Here is a 19,591-nt window from a genome sequence, read left to right as displayed (position 1 = left end):
TGCTTGAGCCCAGCCTAATAAAACGGCCCCCAAACCTGCCGGTAGTGCTCATCCCCCCGCTCAGTCATCCGCGTCAATCGCAACTCCAGCCCCATTGGCTTCAGCACCCGATTGCCGCTCAATTGCCGCCAGCCCTGCTCCCGGTCCCAGACCCGGATCTGCAAGTCTTTGATCCGGCTCAGCACCGCCACCCCGTTGTCTGGCGCCGGCAGCGGGTAGCGGTTGCGCGGTGCGGCGGCGGCGCGGTACAGGGTCTTGCCCTTGAGCCACCAGCGGACCCGTTGCAGGCCGTGTTCCGGGGCGGGTGCGTGGCGGATCACGTCCAGCTCGAAGGTCTGGTCATCGGCGCTGCGTACGCTGATGGCCGCAGGCGCGCCCATGCGCGGTTCGCGGTCTGCGGCCTGGTCGCCCAATTCGGGTTCGCCCAGCGCGCTGCTGGCCTGGGAGGCCAGGTCGCGTTCGAGCTGGTTGAAGGTGCGCAGGAGCTCTTCGGTCTGGGTCATGCTGGCCTGCAGATGGCTGTCGGCGCGGCTGACGCTATCCAGGCCGCGCCAGGCGATCAGGCTGACGATGGCCATCAGCATGATTGCCACCATGACTTCGATCAGGGTAAAGCCGTGCTGGCGCGGGTTCATGATTCGTTGACCACCTGCATCTGCCCGGTCGCGGAGCGCCGGATGCTGACCCGGTGCTGGCCGTCAGACAACTGCACTTGCCAGGGTGTGCTGATCCATTCGCTGCCCAGTACCAGTCTGGGTGTAGGCGTGGTGCGCACTTTGACGGGCGCCGAGTCCCAGCTGCGTGGCCGTAGTTGTGGATCTTCGGCAAAGTGTTCAGTGCCGGTGCCTGCGTCGTTCAGGCGGCTGAAGCCAAAGCCCTGGCCGTCGGCCTGCCAACTGATCGGGCGACCGTCGGCGCGGGCTTCGGCCTGGGCGATCTGCAGCAGTTGCACGAGCCGCTGTGCGTCTTTGCGCAGGCGCTCCTGCGGGGCGGGTTTGATGCTCAGGCTGATCGTGGCGCTGAGAATGCCGACGATCACCAACACGACCATCAACTCAATCATGCTAAAACCCTGTTGCCTGTCTCTGTCCATGAATGCGGCATTCCTGTGTGGATAACTTGACGTCCTTGCTGGTTCGGCCAAGATACAGGCGTCTTGTAGGGTACTTCTAAAAACGTAAGCGAGGCAGCCAGTGCAAGGCGAAAGCAGGCGAAGAAGTGGAGTCTACAGGTTGTAAATGAGCATTCTGAGCCTGGTTTCAACGCAGCAATGGCAACGTAGGTAGTTTTTAGAGGTGCCCTGTAGACTGCCATACCGGACAACAAGGAGGTTTACCCGTGGCATTTGCCTTTCGTTTATCGGCGCCGCAACTGGTCCAGGCCACGGCGCTGCTGGCCGCGCTGGCCGGTGTGCTGGTGTGGTCTTCGGTGTTTCTGACGCCGGCCGAGTCGCATACCCCGGTCATTGACAGCCCCGCGCCGCTGGCGCGCTCCGACAATCCTGCGTTGCAGTGGTTTTCCAACCAGCCGGCGGCAGTGGACATCCGCGTCTCCGGGGTCATGGCCGGCGCGCAGGGCGCGTTCGCAATTCTCGCCATCAATGGCGGCCCGCCGCGCAGTTTCCGGGCGGGTGAAGCACTGACTCAAGGGGTGCGCCTGGCGGCCATCGAAGCGGGGGCGGTGCTCATCGAGCGGGGTGCGGAGCAGACCCGGTTGTATATCACGTCCTTGCCCCAGACGCCTGCGCTGTCGCGTCTGACCCGGCCCTGAGCGGTTCATTGCGGGGTGTCCTGCGGCGGATTGAGCAGGGTTTCGAGCCTGGCCAGCGGTGGTGCCTGGCGCTGGTTATCCAGCACCCGTAACTGGACGTGCAGCAATTGCCCGTCAGGCATGGCGGCAATGCTCTGTTCGCAGCGCAGTTGCAGGCGTCCCTGATCGCAACGCACGCTGCGCACGCCCCGCGCCGGGCGGTTTTCCAGGCGCAATTCGGCGATGCGGCTCTGGGCCGCCAGCAGGGCAATGGCGCGGTCGTGCAGCAGGCTGTTGCTCTGGGTCATCAGGCCGGCGACGCGCACGGCCGCTGACATCGCCACGGCAATGATCGCCAGGGCGACCAGCACCTCGATCAGGGTAAAACCTCGCTCCTTGCGCAACCGCTCCATGGCTGACTCTTGCTCGAAACAGGCGGCGGATCAACAGCATATCGGCCTGGCCTGAGGGGCTGGGTATTGGGCTATTCAACAGTGTTAGTTTTGTTACACTGCGTGGAGGATTGAAACAAGTCAAGGAAGAGTGAAATGGATTTCGCGTGCCTCAAATCCACGCCGTCAGGCCGTGGTCGTCAAGGTGGTTTCACCCTCATCGAGATCATGGTGGTGGTGGTGATTCTGGGCATTCTTGCCGCCGTCGTGGTGCCCAAGGTGCTTGACCGGCCAGACCAGGCCAGAGCCACCGCCGCGAAGCAGGACATTGCCGGCCTGATGCAGGCGCTGAAGCTTTACCGCCTGGATAACGGCAGCTACCCGAGCCAGAACCAGAGCCTCAAGGCGCTGGTCGAGCGCCCCGCCAATGCCAGAAACAATAACTGGCGCGCCTACCTTGAACGTTTGCCCAACGACCCTTGGGGACGTCCTTACTATTACCTCAACCCCGGTGCCAATGGTGAGATCGATGTCTTCTCGCTGGGCGCCGACGGGCAGCCTGACGGCGACGGCGTAAATGCCGATATCGGTTCCTGGCAGCTGTAAGCGCCGCCGTGAGCCCTCATCTGCCCACCCGCCAGCGCGGCGTCGCGATTATCAGCGCCTTGCTGATTGTCACCGTAGTGGCGGTGATTGCCGCCGGCATGCTGGCGCGCCAAGGGGTGTTCACCCGCACCCTTGAGGCCGAGCAGTTCCGGGTGCAGGGCAGCCAGGTGCTGCTGGGCGGTCTGGAGGCGGGCCGCCGCTTGTTGTGGGTTGCCGGCCAGCAAGATTCGGTAACCCGGCCCGATCAACTCTGGAATCAGCCGCTCGGGCAGTACAGCCCCGGCAATGCCGGCCAGGCGCTTGAGGCGCGCCTGCAAGACCAGCAGGGCAAGTTCAACCTGCATAATCTGTTGCTTAACGAACGGCTCGACAGCGGTCAACTGCGCAGCTTCGAGCGGTTGTGCGCAATGATTGATATCGACCCCGGCCTGGCGCGGCGCATCAGTGCCAGGGTCATTGCGTCTTTCCCGCATTATCCTGAGGGCGCTGACAGCCTGGCCACGGGGCGCGATTCGGGCGGTTTTTCCAATCGGCTTGATGCGGCGCGCCGGCCAGTGCCGGCAAGCTTGCCAATACTCAGTCAGTTGAGCGACCTGCGCAGCATTGCGGGTATTGATGAGGCGGTGCTGGAGCGGCTGGGCCGTTACGTCAGCATCATTCCGGGCAATACCTGGGTCAACAGCAACACGGCCAGTGCCGAAGTACTGGCGGCCGTGGTGCCGGGGCTGGCGCTGGACCAGGCCAGGGTGCTGGTGCAGGCGCGTGATCGTGGCCAGTGGTTCATCAACCGTGGTGACTTCGTCAACCGCCTGGGGCTTGCGCAGGTGTCGATCGACAGCCTGAATGTCGGCATCACCAGCGAATGGTTTCTGTATCAGGGCCAGACCCGCCAAGAGCGTCGGCGCAGTTCGCTGGAAGCCTTGCTGTATCGTACGCAGCACGAGATGCCGCGAGTGATCTGGGCGAGGCCTGGGGTATGAGCCGGCTGCGCATTGCCCTGCCGCCGTTGCGTGAGCTGACCCCCGACAGCCCGCTGGAGTTTGCCCGCCTCGACCGTCATGGGCAGCTGCTGGAAGCTGCCCACAGCACAGTCCGGCAGTTGGGCAGCGCCGGGCCGGCCAGCGCCGAGTGTTTTTTGCACCCTTCAGACACCGTGCTCACCCGTTTACCGTTACCGCCGCTCTCGGCCGGCCGGCTCGGCGCTGCCGTGGCGTGCGCCGTCGAGGCGATGGTGCTGGGCAGCCGTCAGGCGCTGCAGGTCGCCCATGGCCGCCGCGGCGATGACGGGCAGGTGCAGGTCGGATGGCTGGCCAAGGCCGACCTGCAGCGTCTGAGCCTGGCATTGACCCAGCACCGTCTGAAGCTGGCCGGTTTGTATCCGGCGCCGTACCGGCTGGCGTTGGCCCCGCAAGGGTCGATCAGCGCCAGCGTCGAAGACGGGCACCTGCTGGTGCGTCATGGCCTGGATCACGCGGCGGTCGAGCCGATGCTTGAAGATCATCTGGAGCCGTTGGCGCTGCGCGGCAGCCTTGTGCACTGGATCGGTGAGCCGGCCCCGCAAGGTGCGCAACCGCACACGGCGCCTGAACAGCGCTGGTCGGGGCCGGTGCCGGGCTGGGGGCTGCAGGGTTCGCCAAGCCGTGCAGGCGCCTCGACACCGGGCTGGGGCAAGGCGTTGGCCTGTAGCGCGCTGGCGATCACGGTATGGTTGCTGGGCCTGAATTTTTACGCCGCGCGTGAAGCGCAGCACGGCCAGCAACTCAAGGCGCAGATGAGTGCGCAAGTCCGCCAGGCCTTCCCGGAACTGCCGGTGATTCTCAACCCGCTACAACAAGCCCGCCAGCAGTTGGCGGCGCGGCAGGGCGGCTCGGGGCACATGCCAGCGCAGAGCTTTGTGCCCATGCTGCAGCAGGCCGGCGCGGCGCTGCCGGCACTGGTCGGCAGCGTCCAGCGGCTGAGCTTCAGCAACGGCCAATTGCAGTTGGAGCTGGCGGCGGACAGTGCGGCACTGGCGCCTGACCAGACCGTGCAGGCAACCCTGGCCCAGGCGGGGCTCAGCGCCGCGCGCACTGACCGGATCTGGACCCTGAATGCGGCGCCAGCCACGGCGGACATTCGTGACCAGCCGCTGGAGGACATCGATGAGTAAGCGGTCGCCGGCCATTATTCGCGCCCACTGGCTGCGCTGGCGTACGCGCGGCCAGGCGGCCTGGCAGGCTCTGTCGCTGCGCGAACAGCGGGTGCTGACGGGTGGGGCGCTGCTGCTGGTCGGGCTGTTGTTGTGGGCACTGTTGATTCAGCCACCGCTCAAGACCATTGCCTACTGGCAAGCGCAAACGCCCAAGCTGCAAGGCCAGGCCCAGGCCTTGGAGAGCTTGCTGCGCGAAGCCGGTGTGCAGGCCGCTGGCGGCGACACCGAGCAAGCGCTCAGGCAGAGCCTGGAGGCTTACGGGCTGGCCGGGCATTACCAGTTGCAGGCCGGGCCCAATGGCGGCTGGCAGTTGACGTTCGATGCGGCCCCGGCCGATGCGCTGATCGATTGGCTGCTGGGGCGGCAACGGCCCGGCGCGCTGCCGGTCGTCGAAGCGCACCTGCAACGGGCCGGCGATAACGCTACCGATGACAGCGCCGGGACCTTGTCTGGCACTGTTCGCATGGATCAGGCGCAGGGCGCTAAGGAAGCTTCATGAAGGGGTCACAATCCAAGGCAGGACGCAGGGTATTGCCGCTGCTGTTGTTGCTGGCATTGAGCGGCTGCGCCAGCAGCCGCGCGCCGCACCAGCCGCCTTTGCTGGTCGACAGCGAGCTGGGCCGGCCGCTGGCCGATACCCCGCGCAGCGGCGATGCGCTGCTTGATCGCCAGCGTGCGCAACAGCAAGCGCGGCCTGCGCCACGGCAACTGCATAACATCAGCGAGCGCGGCCGTACCGCCGCCAGCAGCGGTGGCCGATCAGCGGCCGGTCTGGGGTTGGGCGAGCAGCCGGTGACGCTGAATTTTGTCGAGGCCGATATTCAGGCTGTGGTGCGTGCGCTGTCGCGCGCCACCGGCCAGCAGTTTCTGGTCGACCCGCGGGTCAAGGGCAACCTGACCCTGGTTTCCGAAGGCCAGGTGCCGGCGCGTCAGGCTTACAGCATGCTGCTGGCGGCGCTGCGCATGCAGGGCTTCAGTGTGGTGGATGTCGGCGGGGTCGCGCAGGTGGTGCCGGAAGCCGATGCCAAGCTGCTCGGCGGGCCGATCTACAGTGCCGACAAACCGGCCGGCAACGGCATGATCACCCGCACCTTCCGGCTGCGTTATGAAAACGCGGTGAACCTGATTCCGGTGCTGCGCCCGATCGTGGCCCCCAATAACCCGATCAACGCTTACCCCGGCAACAACACCATCGTCATCACTGACGAGGCCGATAACCTGGCGCGGGTCGCGCAACTGATCGAGCAGATCGACACCCCCAGCGCCATTGACACCGATGTTGTGCAGATCCAGAACGGCATTGCCGTGGACATCGCGCCATTGGTGGCCGAGCTGCTTGATGTACCGGGTGGTGACCCGACCCAGAAGATTTCGGTGATCGGCGATGCGCGCTCCAACACCATCATCCTGCGCGCCGGCAGCCCCGAACGCACGCACCTGGCGCGCAACCTGATCTACAAGCTCGACAATGCGCAAAGTAACCCGAGCAATCTGCATGTGGTTTACCTGCGCAACGCCCAGGCCAGCAAACTGGCGCAAGCGCTGCGCGGTCTGCTGACCGGCGAGAGTGACAGCGGCAATGGTGACCCGGCGCGCTCGATCCTCAGCTCGATGGGCAGCAACTCCGCGCAGAACGGGCAAAGCCAGAGCTCATCCGGCAGCAGCAGTGCAGCGTCAGCCAGTGCGTCGAGCAGCGCCGTGACCAGTGGTTTCGGCCAGTCCAGCGGCGCTGCTTACGGCCAGGGCACCGCGGCGGCAGGCGAGCAGAACGTCGCGTTCAGCGCCGGTGGCGTGACCATCCAGGCCGATACCACCACCAATACCTTGCTGATTTCCGCGCCGGAGCCGCTGTACCGCAACCTGCGCGAGGTCATCGACCTGCTCGACCAGCGCCGTGCACAGGTGGTGATCGAGAGCCTGATCGTCGAGGTGGCCGAGGACGACGCCAACGAATTCGGTGTGCAATGGCTGACCGGCAACCTCAATGGCAATGGGGTGATCGGCGGTGCCAACCTGGGCGGCTCGGGGCTCAACCTCAATGGCCAGAGCAGTGTCGATGTGCTGCCCCAGGGGCTGAACCTGGGCTACGTCAATGGCACCGTGGAGATCCCCGGTATTGGCCGCATCCTCGACCTCAAGGTGCTGGCCCGCGCCTTGAAGAGCAAGGGCGGCTCCAACGTGTTGTCGACGCCTAACCTGCTGACCCTGGATAACGAGGTGGCGAGTATTTTCGTCGGCCAGACCATTCCGTTTGTCAGTGGCAGTTACGTGACCGGTGGCGGAGGCACCAGCAACAACCCGTTCCAGACCGTGACCCGCGAAGAGGTCGGCCTGAAACTCAATGTAAGGCCGCAAATTTCCGAAGGTGGCACAGTCAAGCTCGACATCTATCAGGAGGTCAGCAGCATCGACGAGCGTGCGTCGTCGACTTCCAGTTCCGCAGGCATTGTCACCAACAAGCGTGCCATTGATACCAGCATCCTGCTCGATGACGGGCAGATCATGGTGCTGGGCGGCCTGCTGCAGGATGGCTACAGCCAGAGCAACGAAGCGGTGCCGTGGCTGGGCAGCCTGCCGGGCGTCGGCGCGCTGTTTCGCAATGAGCGGCGCTCGCTCAACAAGACCAACCTGATGGTGTTCCTGCGCCCTTACATCATCCGCGACAGCGCGGCAGGACGCAGCATCACGCTCAATCGTTATGACTTTATCCGCCGTGCCCAGAGCGCGCTGCAACCGGAACGCAACTGGGCAATGCCGGATATGCAGGCGCCGCAGTTACCGCCTGCCGCGTTGGGTGTGCCGGCGCCGCGTGGCAGTGCGCTGCCCGTGCAAGGAACGCCAGCGTTATGAGCGCCTTGCCCTATGCCTGGGCCAAGGCCCAGCGCATTTTGCTCAGCGCAGACCCGGATGGGCCGGTACTGACGGTTTGCCCGTCGACCCCGGGCTGGTCGATCAGCGAGGTGCGGCGCCAGTTCGGCCCGGCGCGCTTGCAGCGGGTACGCGATGACGAGCTTGACGGTTTGCTGGCCAGTGCCTACGCCGATACCGGCAGCGCGGCGGCAGTGGTCGGTGCGGCGGAAAATGAAGTCGATCTTGACCGGCTGATACAGGACATGCCGGAAGTCACCGACCTGCTCGACACTCAGGACGGCGCGCCGGTGATCCGCATGATCAATGCCCTGCTGACCCAGGCGGCGCGTGACCAGGCAAGCGACGTGCACATCGAACCGTTCGAAACCCATTCGGTGGTGCGTTATCGGGTCGATGGCACGCTGCGCGAGGTGGTTTCGCCGCGCAAGGCGCTGCACGGCGCGCTGGTGTCGCGGATCAAGATCATGGCCCAGCTCGACATTGCCGAGAAACGCTTGCCCCAGGACGGCCGTATTGCCTTGCGGGTCGCCGGGCGGCCGATCGACATTCGTGTTTCGACCGTGCCCACCGGCCACGGTGAGCGGGTGGTGATGCGCCTGCTCGACAAACAGGCCGGGCGTCTGCACCTGGAAAGCCTGGGCATGGACCCACAGTTGCTGGCCCGGCTCGATACGCTGATCCGCCAGCCCCACGGCATCGTGCTGGTCACCGGCCCCACCGGCAGCGGCAAGACCACCAGCCTGTACGCCGCGCTGGCTCGGCTTGATGCGACCATCAGTAACATCATCACCGTGGAAGACCCGGTCGAATATGACTTGCCGGGCATCAGCCAGATCCAGGTCAACGCCAAAATCGACATGACCTTTGCCCTGGCGTTACGCGCCATCCTGCGCCAGGACCCGGACATCATCATGATCGGCGAGATTCGCGATCTGGAAACGGCGCAGATCGCGGTCCAGGCCTCACTCACCGGCCACCTGGTGCTGGCCACCCTGCACACCAACGATGCGGTGTCGGCGGTCAACCGTCTGATTGACATGGGCGTCGAGCCTTTTCTGCTCGCCTCATCCATGCTCGGCGTGCTGGCCCAGCGCCTGGTGCGCTGCCTGTGCGTGCATTGCCGGCAACCAGACCCGGCTGCGCCCGGCACCTGGCGGCCGCTTGGCTGCGTTGAATGCAACCACACCGGCTACAGCGGCCGTACCGGGATTCATGAGTTGTTTTGTATCGATGACGATATCCGCAGCCTGATCCATCAGGGCGCGGGTGAACTGGCTCTGCGGGCCGCGGCGCAGCGTAACGGCATGCTCAGCATGCGTGACGATGGCGAACGCTGGATCCGCAACGGTACTACCGCGCCGCAGGAAATCCTGCGCGTGACACGGGACGTGTGATGAATCGCTACCGGTTTGAAGCCGCCGACGCCAATGGCAAGCTTGAGTCCGGTCTGTTGGACGCAGACAGCCAGAGCGCGGCGCTTGGCATTCTGCGCAGCCGCGGCCTGACGGCGTTGTCGGTGCACCAGCAAGACAGCACTGCCAGCAACGGTGGCGCAGGACTGTTCAGCGCGCGGCTGACGGACAACGATCTGGCCTGGGCCACCCGCCAACTGGCGAGCCTGCTCGGTGCCAGCCTGCCGCTGGAAGCCGCCCTGAGCGCCACCGTCGAGCAGGCTGAACGCAAGCACGTCGCCCAGACCCTCAGTGCAGTGCGCACTGATGTGCGTGGCGGTATGCGCCTGGCCGACGCGCTGGCGGCGCGGCCCCAGGATTTTCCGGACATCTACCGAGCGCTGATTGCGGCCGGTGAAGAGTCCGGCGACCTGGCCCAGGTCATGGAGCGACTGGCCGACTACATCGAAGAGCGCAACAACCTGCGCAGCAAGATTCTGACCGCGTTCATCTATCCCGGTGTGGTCGGGCTGCTGTCGGTCGGCATCGTGATCTTTCTGCTCAGCTATGTGGTGCCGCAGGTGGTCAGTGCGTTTTCCCAGGCACGCCAGGACCTGCCGGGGCTGACCGTGGCGATGCTCGAAGCGAGCGATTTCATCCGCGCCTGGGGCTGGCTGTGCGCCACGATGCTGGCCGGTGGCTTCTGGGCCTGGCGGCTGTACCTGCGCCGGCCGGCGGCGCGCCTGAGCTGGCATCGCCGGGTGCTGCGGTTACCGTTGTTTGGCCGCTTCGTACTGGGCCTGAACACCGCGCGTTTCGCCTCGACCCTGGCGATCCTTGGCGGCGCCGGGGTGCCGCTGTTAAGGGCGCTGGAGGCGGCGCGTCAGACCTTGTCCAACGACCGGTTGAGCCTGAGCGTCAGCGAAGCCACTGCCAAAGTGCGTGAAGGCGTCAACCTGGCCACCGCGCTGCGCATGGAGAATGTATTCCCGCCGCTGCTGATTCACCTGATTGCCAGCGGTGAGAAAACCGGCTCGCTGCCGCCCATGCTCGACCGTGCGGCGCAGACCCTGTCGCGGGATATCGAACGCCGGGCAATGGGCATGACCGCGCTGCTGGAGCCGTTGATGATCGTGGTCATGGGCGCGGTGGTGCTGCTGATCGTCATGGCCGTGCTGCTACCGATCATCGAGATCAACCAACTGGTGCAGTGACGCGTCAGGCGCAATAAAAAACCCTCGTTGCCGAGGGTTCTTCATGCGCGGCTCACCGGGCTGGGTCAGAGCTTGCCGGCACCGGCCTTGGCTTTGACGTCGGCGGCCACTTTGTCGGCGTTCAACGGGTTGTAGCTGTAGGGCGGGGTCCAGCCGATGTTCGAACTCCACGAGCAGCTCAGCGTGCTGCCATTGAGGGTCGAACCCTGGTCGCGGTAGACGCTGCCACCGTAGTCGCCGGCGATCTTGCTGCAGCCGCTGATACCGGAGATTTCAAAGGCGTTCTTCTCGGAATAGATCTTCGAGTTCTTGCCAACGCCATGGGCATAGCTGAACGGGTAGACCTTATGGCTGGTGCTGCCCACATGGTAGTTGTTGTACAGATGCACCTGGCCGAACCGCACCCGTGGTGCGCGGGCCGAGATGTTCTCGAACAGGCTGTTATGAATGGTGACCTTGAGTTTGCCGTCATCGGTGGTGCGGCTGTCGCTGGAGCCGATGAGGTTGTTCTTTTCGTGGGACTTGAACGCCGTGTAGGAGATGGTGACGTAGTTGGCGCCATTCTTGACGTCCAGCGCACCGTCGTGATGCTGCTTGGGACGACCATTGGCGGTGCCGTTCTGGTCATCGGTGCGGCGACCATCGGTGAAGGTCACGTGGTCCACCCACACGTTGTTGGCACCTTCGATGGTCAGGCCGTCGTATTCGGAGTTCCAGTTGCCTGCGCTGCCGTCATCGGCATCCCAGACCGGCTCGGGATCCCATGGGTTCTCAATGGTGATGTTGCGGATGATCACGTCGTTTTCTTTGGCGTAGAAGAAGCCTTCGCGGATTTCGGCATTGTTGGTGATGCCGACGATGGTGGTCTTGCCCGGAATGTCCAGGCGGCCGCGTTTTTTCATGTCTGCGGTGGTGGTGTAGGCCTTGCCTTCGCTGATATCAATGATGCCGCTGATCTTGATGATCCGGCCATTGCTGCCAACTGACGCGCTCAGCGCACTTTTTAGCTCGGCGGCGTTCTTGACGGTGTAGATGTTGTTGGCCGCAGCACGCGAGCCGCCTTTGGTGCCGCCGTTCTGGGTGGCCCAGCCGGTGGTGGCGACGTCGGTTGCGATATCGGCCTGGGCAGCCAGGCTGGTGAACAACAGCGAGGCGACAACAGCGCTCGCCAATTTGCTGGCAGTGAAAGTTGCAGGCTTGGTCATAAGTAATCGGATCCTTGATTAACTTGAGTATTTAACGCACCGGGTAACCGGCACGTTGCTCGAGCGGACGTCCTTATCGCCTTCTAGCAGCGAATAACGTCCGCTGCGAGAAGCAGCCTAGCAGTTTATTGGTGTGTTGTCGTATGACTTTTTTGGCAAAAGTGAGCACTCTTTCACGCTATCCCGTTCATGGTTGATAGTGCCTAAGTGCGCGCACAAAAGAGCTTGAAAGAGCGCCAATAGATAGTCAGGTTTTATAATAAATCCAGTTAACTCAGTGGGTTAATGAGTCTGTTGGTTGGCTTTAAAGGTTTTATTGGCGAGGGACTGAATCGTGGCGGGTTAGTGCGTGAGTAGAATGGTAACTTTTCTTTTGTTGTGTGATGAGGTTTTCTTAGTTGGGCTTTGGTCGCTCTAGTTCGAGCGTGTCATCGTGATTGGCGTTGGCTGGACATTGCGCGACTGTTACCGGGTAACGACGGCTGTAACATTTTTCCGTCGCCCGGCCCTGGCAGCGTTTACGGCAAAAAAACAAGCCCCGCCAGGCAAGGCCTGACGGGGCTCGGGATGTAGCAGTCGCAACAATGTGCCGCCTTACAGCGCCATATCGGTCGCTGCGTTGCTCTCACGTGGCTTGGCCGGTGTTGCTGCCGGGGCAACTGCAGTGTTGCCGTTCACTGCCGGCGGGGTCGGCAGTTGCAGCACTTCAGCGGTGTAGGCCCACTCTTTGGCAACTGCTTCAGGGCTGCTGTTGAGCTTGGTGCCATAGCTAGGCACGATCTGGTGCAGCTTTTCCTGCCAGGCCGGGGTGGCGACTTTGTCTTTGAAGACCTTCTCCAGCACGCTCAGCATGATTGGCGCTGCAGTCGAAGCACCTGGCGATGCGCCCAGCAGGCCGGCGATGCTGCCGTCTTTGGATGCAACGATCTCGGTGCCGAGTTTCAGCACGCCGCCTTTTTCTTCATCACGCTTGATGATCTGTACGCGCTGGCCGGCTTGCCACAGACGCCAGTCTTCTTGCTTGGCGTTCGGGAAGTATTCGCGCAGGGCTTCCAGGCGATCTTCGTCAGACAGCATGACCTGGCCGGCGAGGTACTCGATCAGCGGGTACTCTTTGATGCCGACCTTGGTCATTGGCCAGATGTTGTGGGTGTTGGTGCTGGTCAGCAGGTCCAGGTACGAGCCGTTCTTCAGGAACTTGGTCGAGAAGGTCGCGAATGGGCCAAACAGGATGACGCGCTTGCCATCGAGCACGCGGGTGTCCAGGTGCGGAACCGACATCGGTGGTGCACCGACCGAAGCCTTGCCGTAGGCCTTGGCCAGGTGGGCTGCGGCGATTTCGGTATTTTCGGTCACCAGGAACGAGCCACCCACCGGGAAGCCGGCGTATTCCTGGGCTTCAGGAATACCGGATGCCTGCAGCAGGTGCAGGGCACCACCGCCGGCGCCGATGAACAGGAACTTGGCGTCGGTCGAGTTCTCGGTGCCGTCTTTGAGGTTCTTGTAGGTCACGCGCCAGGTGCCGTCGGCATTGCGCTTGATCTCTTCGACTTCGCTGGACAGCTTGAGGTCGAAGTTAGGCTTGGTTTTCAGGTGGCCGACGAACTGGCGAGTGATCTCGCCGAAGTTCATGTCCGTACCGATCGGGCTCCAGGTGGCAGCGATCTTCTGGCTCGGGTCGCGGCCTTCCATCATCAGTGGAACCCACTGTTTGATTTGCGCCGGATCTTCGGAGTATTCCATGCCGCTGAACAGCGGGCTGGCTTTGAGCGCTTCATAGCGCTTTTTCAGGAACGCGATGTTCTCGTCGCCCCACACGAAGCTCATGTGCGGTGTGTAGTTGATGAACGAGCGAGGGTCCTTGAGCACGCCGCTCTTGACCTGCCAGGCCCAGAACTGACGGGAGATCTGGAACGACTCGTTGATCTCGATCGCCTTGGAGATGTCGATCTTGCCGTCTTTGCCTTCTGGCGTGTAGTTCAGCTCGGCCAGGGCGGAGTGGCCGGTACCGGCGTTGTTCCAGCCGTTGGAGCTTTCTTCGGCTACCGCGTCGAGGCGCTCGACCATTTCGATCGACCAGCCTGGCTCCAGCTCGTTAAGCCAGATACCCAGGGTCGAACTCATGATGCCGCCGCCGACCAGCAGTACATCCACTTTTTTGGCTTCGGCAGCATGGGCAGACATGAAACCCGCCGAGAGTGCCAAGCCCAGCAAGGCCGTGTTCACTTTCTTAAACATGTTGTAGTTCCTAGGATTAATGCCGTCCTCCCACCATTCTTGGGCTGAGACTGGCCTGGCCGCAGGCATATCAGATGCCATTGGGGCCGGACCCGTTCTCAACAAGACTGGAAGGGCGACTCACCAGATCGATAACGATCGACCTCATTGTTATGTCCCTCCCGTGCTGACTTCTTATAAGTTGTTGGCTTCAGCGACTTCGATGACACTTGTCTGCTCAGGTCTGGCTGGCGTCGTGGCGCCAGGGCAAGCCTGTTTAACTCACACCCATCAGTGGATCACGAGTCCCTTTCGTCAGGCTGTCGCAGTCTGTGCTGCGCGCTTTAGAGGCGTCAGAAACAAGGCCTGAACGATTCAGCCGGGCATTTTAGACGAAAACGCCCGTAATAAAGACCTCTAATAGATAGGGTCTTGGCAATTAGTGTGTTGATGGCATGTTGATGATGGCGAACATGCCGTTATCCGGCATGCGCCAAAGGGCACCATGACCCCGATCAGTCCGGCGTGGTCGGGCTGATTTTGCTTTCCAGTTGCGCAACTTTGGCTTCCAGTGCTTCAAGGCGCGCACGTGTGCGGGCGAGGACGGCCATCTGGCTGTCGAACTCTTCCCGGCTGACCAGATCGAGTTTGCTGAAAGCACTTTGCAGCACAATCTTGAACTGGCTTTCGAACTCGCTGCGCGGCAGCGGCGTCTCGCCATTGAACAGGCGCGAAGCGTGGTCGCTCAGGGCATCGAGGAGGGCTTTGGGGGCGAGCATGATCAATTCCCGGACTCAAGAGGGCTGGCAGTGTAGCACGAGCTGCTGTGGGGCATTTTCCCTCGGTCAGATGCACGTTTATTGCGCACAAGGGTGTGCACGGATGCACCGTTATTGTGCGGGCGGCGGCCGCCTATGCCAGGTGTTGCAGGCCTGTAAGGCAACAACCACCTGAATCCAGTGACTTTTTCCGACATGGCAAGCTTTCTGCAATAGACCTTCGTGACTCCTGCACTGATGCAGTCGACGTGACAAATGCAGTGCGGCAGGCACAACGGAGAAGTAGATCGTCAGATGCGTTTATCTGGCGTCGGTGTCGACCTGAACAGGCGACCGACACGTTACAAAGCCAGGCACTGAGCTTAGACTTGAGACGGGTTTGTTTTCCTGGGGCAAGTCCACCAATTCGGGAGAGAGTTTCATGAAACTAGTCACTGCAATCATCAAGCCGTTCAAACTCGATGACGTACGCGAATCGTTGTCCGAGATCGGCGTGCAGGGCATCACTGTCACTGAGGTCAAAGGCTTCGGACGTCAGAAAGGTCACACTGAGCTGTATCGCGGTGCTGAATACGTTGTCGACTTCCTTCCCAAGGTGAAGATCGATGTCGCCATTGACGACAAGGATCTGGACCGGGTTATCGAAGCCATTACCAAGGCTGCCAACACCGGCAAGATTGGCGACGGCAAGATTTTCGTCGTGAATCTGGAACAGGCGATCCGCATCCGTACCGGCGAAACCGATACCGACGCGATCTAAGCCGCCAACCCCCCTAAAGCCCCAGGAGAAACACTATGACTCTGCGTCAATTCGCAGGGCTTGGAGCCCTGTTGTCCCTCGCTTTACCTGGTCTGGCCCTGGCGGCTGAGCCTGCTGCAGAACCTGTACTCAATTCCGGTGACACCGCATGGATGCTGACCGCCACCGCGCTGGTCCTGTTCATGACCATTCCGGGCCTGGCACTGTTCTACAGCGGCATGGTTCGCTCGAAAAACGTTCTCTCGGTGATGATGCAGTGTTTTGCCATTACCGGTCTTATCAGCATCCTGTGGGTGGTCTACGGCTATAGCCTGGCGTTCGACACGACCGGCATGGAAGAAGGCGTGGTCAACTTCAGTTCGTTTGTCGGCGGCTTCGAGAAAGCCTTCCTGGCGGGCCTGACCCCTTCGAGCCTGACTGGCGCTGCTGCGCTGTTCCCTGAGGCGGTATTCATTACCTTCCAGATGACCTTCGCGATCATCACGCCGGCGTTGATCGTCGGTGCCTTCGCCGAGCGCATGAAGTTCTCCGCGATGCTGGTGTTCATGGCCATCTGGTTCACCCTGGTCTACGCACCGATCGCTCACATGGTCTGGGGCGGTGTTGGTGGCCTGATGTGGGACTGGGGCGTACTGGACTTTGCCGGTGGCACCGTGGTCCACATCAATGCCGGTATCGCGGGCCTGGTGGCTTGCCTGGTACTGGGCAAACGTAAAGGCTACCCGACCACGCCAATGGCTCCGCACAACCTGGGTTACACCCTGATCGGCGCGGCCATGCTGTGGATCGGCTGGTTCGGCTTCAACGCCGGCTCCGCTGCCGCCGCCAACGGCACCGCTGGCATGGCGATGCTGGTCACCCAGATCGCAACCGCGGCTGCAGCGTTGGGCTGGATGTTCGCCGAGTGGCTGACCCACGGCAAGCCAAGTGCTCTGGGCATCGCCTCGGGTGTGGTGGCAGGCCTGGTGGCAATCACCCCGGCCGCCGGTACCGCAGGCCCGATGGGCGCTCTGGTGATCGGCCTGGTCTCGGGTGTGGTGTGTTTCTTCTGCGCCACCAGCCTCAAGCGCAAACTGGGTTATGACGACTCGCTGGATGCCTTCGGCGTGCACGGTGTCGGCGGTATCGTCGGTGCGATCCTCACTGGCGTGTTTGCAGCCCCTGCTCTGGGCGGCTTCGGCACCGTGACTGACATCGGCACCCAGGTCTGGGTGCAGTTCAAGGGTGTCGCCTTCACCGTGGTGTACACCGCAATCGTGACCTACGTGATCCTCAAGGTGCTGGACGTGGTCATGGGGCTGCGGGTCAACGAAGAAGAAGAAGTCGTTGGTCTGGACCTTGCGCAACACAACGAGCGCGGCTACAACCTGTAAGCCTTCTGCGAAAAATGCCCGGCTAGCCGGGCATTTTTTTTGTCTGAAATTTATGGATCACCCGCGCTGCGATGCTGTCATTGATTGTGCATCACGCAGTGTTATAGATCGTTTGCGCCGGTCTCGACGGCACTTTTGCCAGCAACGGCTATTGCTGACAGTAATGTAGGTTTATGGCGCTTTGCTTTTTTCTCAGGCGAGTTAGAATGCGCGCCGAACGTGTGGAGAACGGTATGTGGCAGCAATCAGTGGTCACCCTGCGAGAGCGGTCGCGCGGGTTTCACCTGGTCACCGATGAGATCGTTGCCGGCGTGTCCGGGCTACGGGAGTGTCGGGTCGGATTGCTGCATCTGTGGTTGCAACATACCTCGGCGTCGTTGACCGTCAACGAAAACGCCGACCCGGCTGTGCGTCGTGACTTCGAGCGATTTTTCAACCGCCTGGTGCCTCAGGGTGTGGCGGGCTTCGAACACAACGATGAAGGTCCTGATGACCTGCCGGCGCACTTCAAGGCCAGTTTGCTAGGCTGCCAGTTGATTTTGCCGGTGACGGCCGGACGTTTGGCGCTGGGTACATGGCAAGGTGTTTATCTCGGTGAGCATCGTGATCGCGGTGGTGCTCGCCGGGTCCTGGCCACCCTTCAGGGTGAGCGGGAATAGCCGCTGGTTTGAGCGGCTGCTGGTTCTCACGGCGGCTCGATTTTCCGGGTTGCTGAGCTATAACTAATCTGCTTTCGCAAGTCATGAGGTAGAACATGAGCGACGACGACAACGATAACGATGATCTGGTAGACGACCTGGAAGGCGAGGACGAAGGCGAGGAGCTCAGCGCAGCGCCTGAAGACGACGCTCCTGATGCTGATGATGGCGGCGAAGTTACGGCCGCGCCTGCCAAAGGCAAGTCCAAGGCTGCAGTATCGGTCGATGAACTGCCCAGCATCGAGGCCAAACAAAAGGATCGCGACGCTCTGGCACGCGCCATGGAAGAGTTTCTCTCTCGTGGCGGCAAAGTGCAGGAAGTCGAGGCCAATGTGGTGGCCGACCCGCCCAAGAAGCCGGACAACAAGTACGGCAGCCGCCCTATCTGAGGCGTCTTGAGCGTAAAGAAAAAGCCCGCTGTCGCTGCGGGCTTTTTCTTGCCTGTGATCCGCGCATGGCCCTCGCAGGAGCAGCTTTAGCTGCGAAGCTTTTCGCCGCTAAAGCGCAGCGTCGCCGGCCCCTCGTGCAATCGCAGTTGTGACGCGGCGGCGCTAATTCGTCAGCCCCAGCGAGCCAGCACCTCGGGCAATTGCGACAGGTTATGGATCTCTGCATCCGGACGATGGGTGGCTTCCCAGACCTTGCCCTGCGGGTTGAACCAGATGGTTTTGAGCCCGGCGCGCTGGGCGCCGCCAATGTCATCGTCCGGGTGGTCACCGATATGCACCGCGTGGTCTGCCTCGCAGTTGGCGCGGCGCAGCGCCTCGCGAAACGGTGCGGGGTCGGGTTTGCCGATGCCCAGGTCCTCGGCGCACAGCACAAACCTGAAGTAGTCGGCCAGGCCCAGGCGCCGCACATCGGCGTTGCCGTTGGTGATCACGCCCAGTGCATAGGTCTTGGCAAGGATTTCCAGGGTCGGCTGGACCTCCGGGAACACCTGCACCTGATGGCGGCCATGGAGAAACGCTTCGAAGCTGCGCTCGGCCAGGTCCAGTGCCTGGTCTTCGTCGTAACCCACGTCGCGCAGGGCATGAAACAGCACTTTGCGGCGCAGGGCGCTGATCCGGTGCTTGAGGCCGGGCTCGGCGTTGATCAGCCGGGTGCGGATTTCCCACAGGTGCTCGACCGGTACTGGCCCAAGGCGCGGTGCGTGTTCAATCAGCCAGTCGCGCAGCAGGGTTTCGGCGCCGGCAATGGCCGGGGCGTTATCCCAGAGCGTGTCGTCCAGGTCGAAGGTGATCAGCTTAATCATGGGCATTGCCTTTGCGTTTGGCCCGTGGATGGGCGCTGTCGTACACGGTGGCCAGGTGCTGGAAGTCCAGATGAGTGTAGATTTGCGTGGTGCTGATGTCGGCATGGCCGAGCAGCTCCTGCACCGCACGCAGGTCCTGGGAGGACTCCAGCACGTGGCTGGCGAAGGAGTGGCGCAGCATGTGCGGGTGCAAATTCTGGCCCAGTTCGCGCTCGCCGGCGGCCTTGAGGCGCACCTGCACCGCGCGCTGGCCCAGGCGTTTGCCCTGTTGGCTGATGAACACCGCGTTGTCGCGCGGGTTGGCCAGGGCGCGCAGCTTGAGCCACTCGTCCAGCGCCTGACGCGCCTTGCTGCCGATTGGCAGAACCCGGGTCTTGCTGCCTTTGCCCAGCACTTGTACCAGGCCATCGGCAAGGTCCAACTGGTCGGTGTCCAGGCCGGTCAACTCCGAGAGGCGTAGGCCTGAGGAGTAGAACAACTCCATGATGGCCTGATCGCGACGGGCCAGAAAATCGTCTTCCACCGCGCCATCGAGCAGTTGCGCTGTACGGTCGGTGTCAAGGGCCTTGGGCAGTCGCCGTTCGCCTTTGGGGGGCGCCAGGCCGCCCGCCGGGTCGTGCTGGCACAGGCCTTCACGGTTCAGATACTGATACAGCCCGCGCACGGCCGACAACAGGCGCGCCAGGCTGCGTGAAGACTGGCCTTGCTGATGCTGGCGGGCGATAAAGCTGCGCAGCAACGCAATGTCCAGAGCGCTCCAGTCGCCGAGCGCCTGTTTCTGGCAGAAGGCCAGGACCTTGTCCAGGTCGCGGCGATAAGCCAGCAGGGTGAGCGGTGACACCTGACGCTCACTGCGCAGATGCTCGCAGTAGGCTTGCAGTTGCTGTTCCAAT

The 19,591-nt window shown here is 62.5% G+C and carries 20 protein-coding genes; 12 read left to right on the top strand and 8 right to left on the bottom strand.

The genetic code is table 11. The features are described 5' to 3' along the window. Positions 1-14: 14 nt before the first annotated feature. Both PSCI_RS07710 and gspH read right to left on the bottom strand, forming a co-directional pair. Entirely contained in the window at positions 15-635 is a 621-nt protein-coding gene (locus PSCI_RS07710; protein ID WP_045484914.1) for a PulJ/GspJ family protein, read from the bottom strand. Further along, positions 632-1,093 carry a type II secretion system minor pseudopilin GspH gene (gspH, locus tag PSCI_RS07705; RefSeq protein WP_045484911.1) on the bottom strand — a complete coding sequence of 154 codons (462 nt, stop codon included), beginning with the start codon at positions 1,091-1,093 and terminating at the stop codon, positions 632-634. Before gspH ends, PSCI_RS07710 begins: the two co-directional genes overlap by 4 nt. Before the next feature lie 245 nt (positions 1,094-1,338). Here gspH and PSCI_RS07700 point away from each other — a divergent pair, with 245 nt between their 5' ends. Further along, positions 1,339-1,770: a type II secretion system protein N gene (locus tag PSCI_RS07700; protein WP_045484908.1), complete on the top strand. Its 432-nt coding sequence runs from the start codon at positions 1,339-1,341 to the stop codon at positions 1,768-1,770. Between the two features lie 5 nt (positions 1,771-1,775). Here PSCI_RS07700 and gspI read toward each other — a convergent pair whose 3' ends face one another. Further along, a complete protein-coding gene (gene gspI / locus PSCI_RS07695) occupies positions 1,776-2,162 on the bottom strand; it encodes a type II secretion system minor pseudopilin GspI (protein WP_045484905.1) in 387 nt (128 codons plus the stop codon). A 135-nt stretch (positions 2,163-2,297) separates the two neighbouring features. Between gspI and gspG the strand changes: the two genes are divergently transcribed. Genes gspG through gspF form a run of 7 tightly spaced genes read left to right on the top strand, consistent with a single transcriptional unit; the run spans position 2,298 to position 10,414 of the window. After that, positions 2,298-2,747: a type II secretion system major pseudopilin GspG gene (gspG, locus tag PSCI_RS07690; protein ID WP_045484903.1), complete on the top strand. Its 450-nt coding sequence runs from the start codon at positions 2,298-2,300 to the stop codon at positions 2,745-2,747. Positions 2,748-2,755: 8 nt separating this feature from the next. Next, positions 2,756-3,727 carry a type II secretion system minor pseudopilin GspK gene (gene gspK / locus PSCI_RS07685; RefSeq protein WP_045484901.1) on the top strand — a complete coding sequence of 324 codons (972 nt, stop codon included), beginning with the start codon at positions 2,756-2,758 and terminating at the stop codon, positions 3,725-3,727. Then, positions 3,724-4,896: a type II secretion system protein GspL gene (gspL, locus tag PSCI_RS07680; RefSeq protein ID WP_045484899.1), complete on the top strand. Its 1,173-nt coding sequence runs from the start codon at positions 3,724-3,726 to the stop codon at positions 4,894-4,896. Before gspK ends, gspL begins: the two co-directional genes overlap by 4 nt. Then, on the top strand, positions 4,889-5,437 hold the full coding sequence (gene gspM / locus PSCI_RS07675; RefSeq protein ID WP_045484897.1) for a type II secretion system protein GspM: 549 nt from the start codon (positions 4,889-4,891) through the stop codon (positions 5,435-5,437). The genes gspL and gspM overlap by 8 nt, the downstream gene beginning before the upstream one ends. Further along, a complete protein-coding gene (gspD, locus tag PSCI_RS07670) occupies positions 5,434-7,788 on the top strand; it encodes a type II secretion system secretin GspD (protein ID WP_045484895.1) in 2,355 nt (784 codons plus the stop codon). The genes gspM and gspD overlap by 4 nt, the downstream gene beginning before the upstream one ends. Beyond that, on the top strand, positions 7,785-9,203 hold the full coding sequence (gene gspE / locus PSCI_RS07665; RefSeq protein ID WP_045484892.1) for a type II secretion system ATPase GspE: 1,419 nt from the start codon (positions 7,785-7,787) through the stop codon (positions 9,201-9,203). The genes gspD and gspE overlap by 4 nt, the downstream gene beginning before the upstream one ends. Next, positions 9,203-10,414 (top strand): type II secretion system inner membrane protein GspF, encoded by a 1,212-nt coding sequence (gene gspF / locus PSCI_RS07660; protein WP_045484889.1) that lies wholly within the window; start codon positions 9,203-9,205, stop codon positions 10,412-10,414. The genes gspE and gspF overlap by 1 nt, the downstream gene beginning before the upstream one ends. 65 nt (positions 10,415-10,479) lie before the next feature. Here gspF and PSCI_RS07655 read toward each other — a convergent pair whose 3' ends face one another. The 3 genes from PSCI_RS07655 to PSCI_RS07645 all read right to left on the bottom strand — a co-directional run bounded on the left by PSCI_RS07655 (position 10,480) and on the right by PSCI_RS07645 (position 14,615). Then, a complete protein-coding gene (locus PSCI_RS07655; RefSeq protein ID WP_045484886.1) occupies positions 10,480-11,619 on the bottom strand; it encodes a pectate lyase family protein in 1,140 nt (379 codons plus the stop codon). A 594-nt stretch (positions 11,620-12,213) separates the two neighbouring features. Continuing rightward, a complete protein-coding gene (mqo, locus tag PSCI_RS07650) occupies positions 12,214-13,857 on the bottom strand; it encodes a malate dehydrogenase (quinone) (RefSeq protein WP_045484883.1) in 1,644 nt (547 codons plus the stop codon). A gap of 494 nt (positions 13,858-14,351) precedes the next feature. After that, entirely contained in the window at positions 14,352-14,615 is a 264-nt protein-coding gene (locus tag PSCI_RS07645; protein WP_045493999.1) for an accessory factor UbiK family protein, read from the bottom strand. Positions 14,616-15,036: 421 nt separating this feature from the next. Here PSCI_RS07645 and glnK point away from each other — a divergent pair, with 421 nt between their 5' ends. The 4 genes from glnK to sutA all read left to right on the top strand — a co-directional run bounded on the left by glnK (position 15,037) and on the right by sutA (position 17,835). After that, on the top strand, positions 15,037-15,375 hold the full coding sequence (gene glnK, locus PSCI_RS07640) for a P-II family nitrogen regulator (protein ID WP_002555808.1): 339 nt from the start codon (positions 15,037-15,039) through the stop codon (positions 15,373-15,375). Between the two features lie 35 nt (positions 15,376-15,410). Beyond that, the gene (locus PSCI_RS07635; protein ID WP_045484880.1) at positions 15,411-16,748 is read left to right on the top strand and encodes an ammonium transporter; all 1,338 of its coding nucleotides are present in this window, start codon (positions 15,411-15,413) and stop codon (positions 16,746-16,748) included. Between the two features lie 233 nt (positions 16,749-16,981). Then, on the top strand, positions 16,982-17,407 hold the full coding sequence (locus PSCI_RS07630) for a secondary thiamine-phosphate synthase enzyme YjbQ (RefSeq protein ID WP_045493996.1): 426 nt from the start codon (positions 16,982-16,984) through the stop codon (positions 17,405-17,407). A gap of 95 nt (positions 17,408-17,502) precedes the next feature. Continuing rightward, the gene (gene sutA / locus PSCI_RS07625; RefSeq protein ID WP_045484878.1) at positions 17,503-17,835 is read left to right on the top strand and encodes a transcriptional regulator SutA; all 333 of its coding nucleotides are present in this window, start codon (positions 17,503-17,505) and stop codon (positions 17,833-17,835) included. A 170-nt stretch (positions 17,836-18,005) separates the two neighbouring features. Here the strand turns inward: sutA and PSCI_RS07620 are convergent, their stop codons facing one another. Both PSCI_RS07620 and xerC read right to left on the bottom strand, forming a co-directional pair. Beyond that, positions 18,006-18,698, bottom strand: coding sequence for an HAD family hydrolase (locus tag PSCI_RS07620; RefSeq protein WP_045484877.1), 693 nt, complete (start codon positions 18,696-18,698; stop codon positions 18,006-18,008). Further along, positions 18,691-19,590 (bottom strand): tyrosine recombinase XerC, encoded by a 900-nt coding sequence (gene xerC / locus PSCI_RS07615; protein WP_045484876.1) that lies wholly within the window; start codon positions 19,588-19,590, stop codon positions 18,691-18,693. Before xerC ends, PSCI_RS07620 begins: the two co-directional genes overlap by 8 nt. Position 19,591 lies beyond the last annotated feature (1 nt).

Source organism: Pseudomonas sp. StFLB209 (genome assembly GCF_000829415.1).
Taxonomy (GTDB): domain Bacteria; phylum Pseudomonadota; class Gammaproteobacteria; order Pseudomonadales; family Pseudomonadaceae; genus Aquipseudomonas.
The sequence above is the reverse complement of the archived record's forward strand: the minus strand, read 5'-3'. Positions and strand labels throughout refer to the sequence as shown.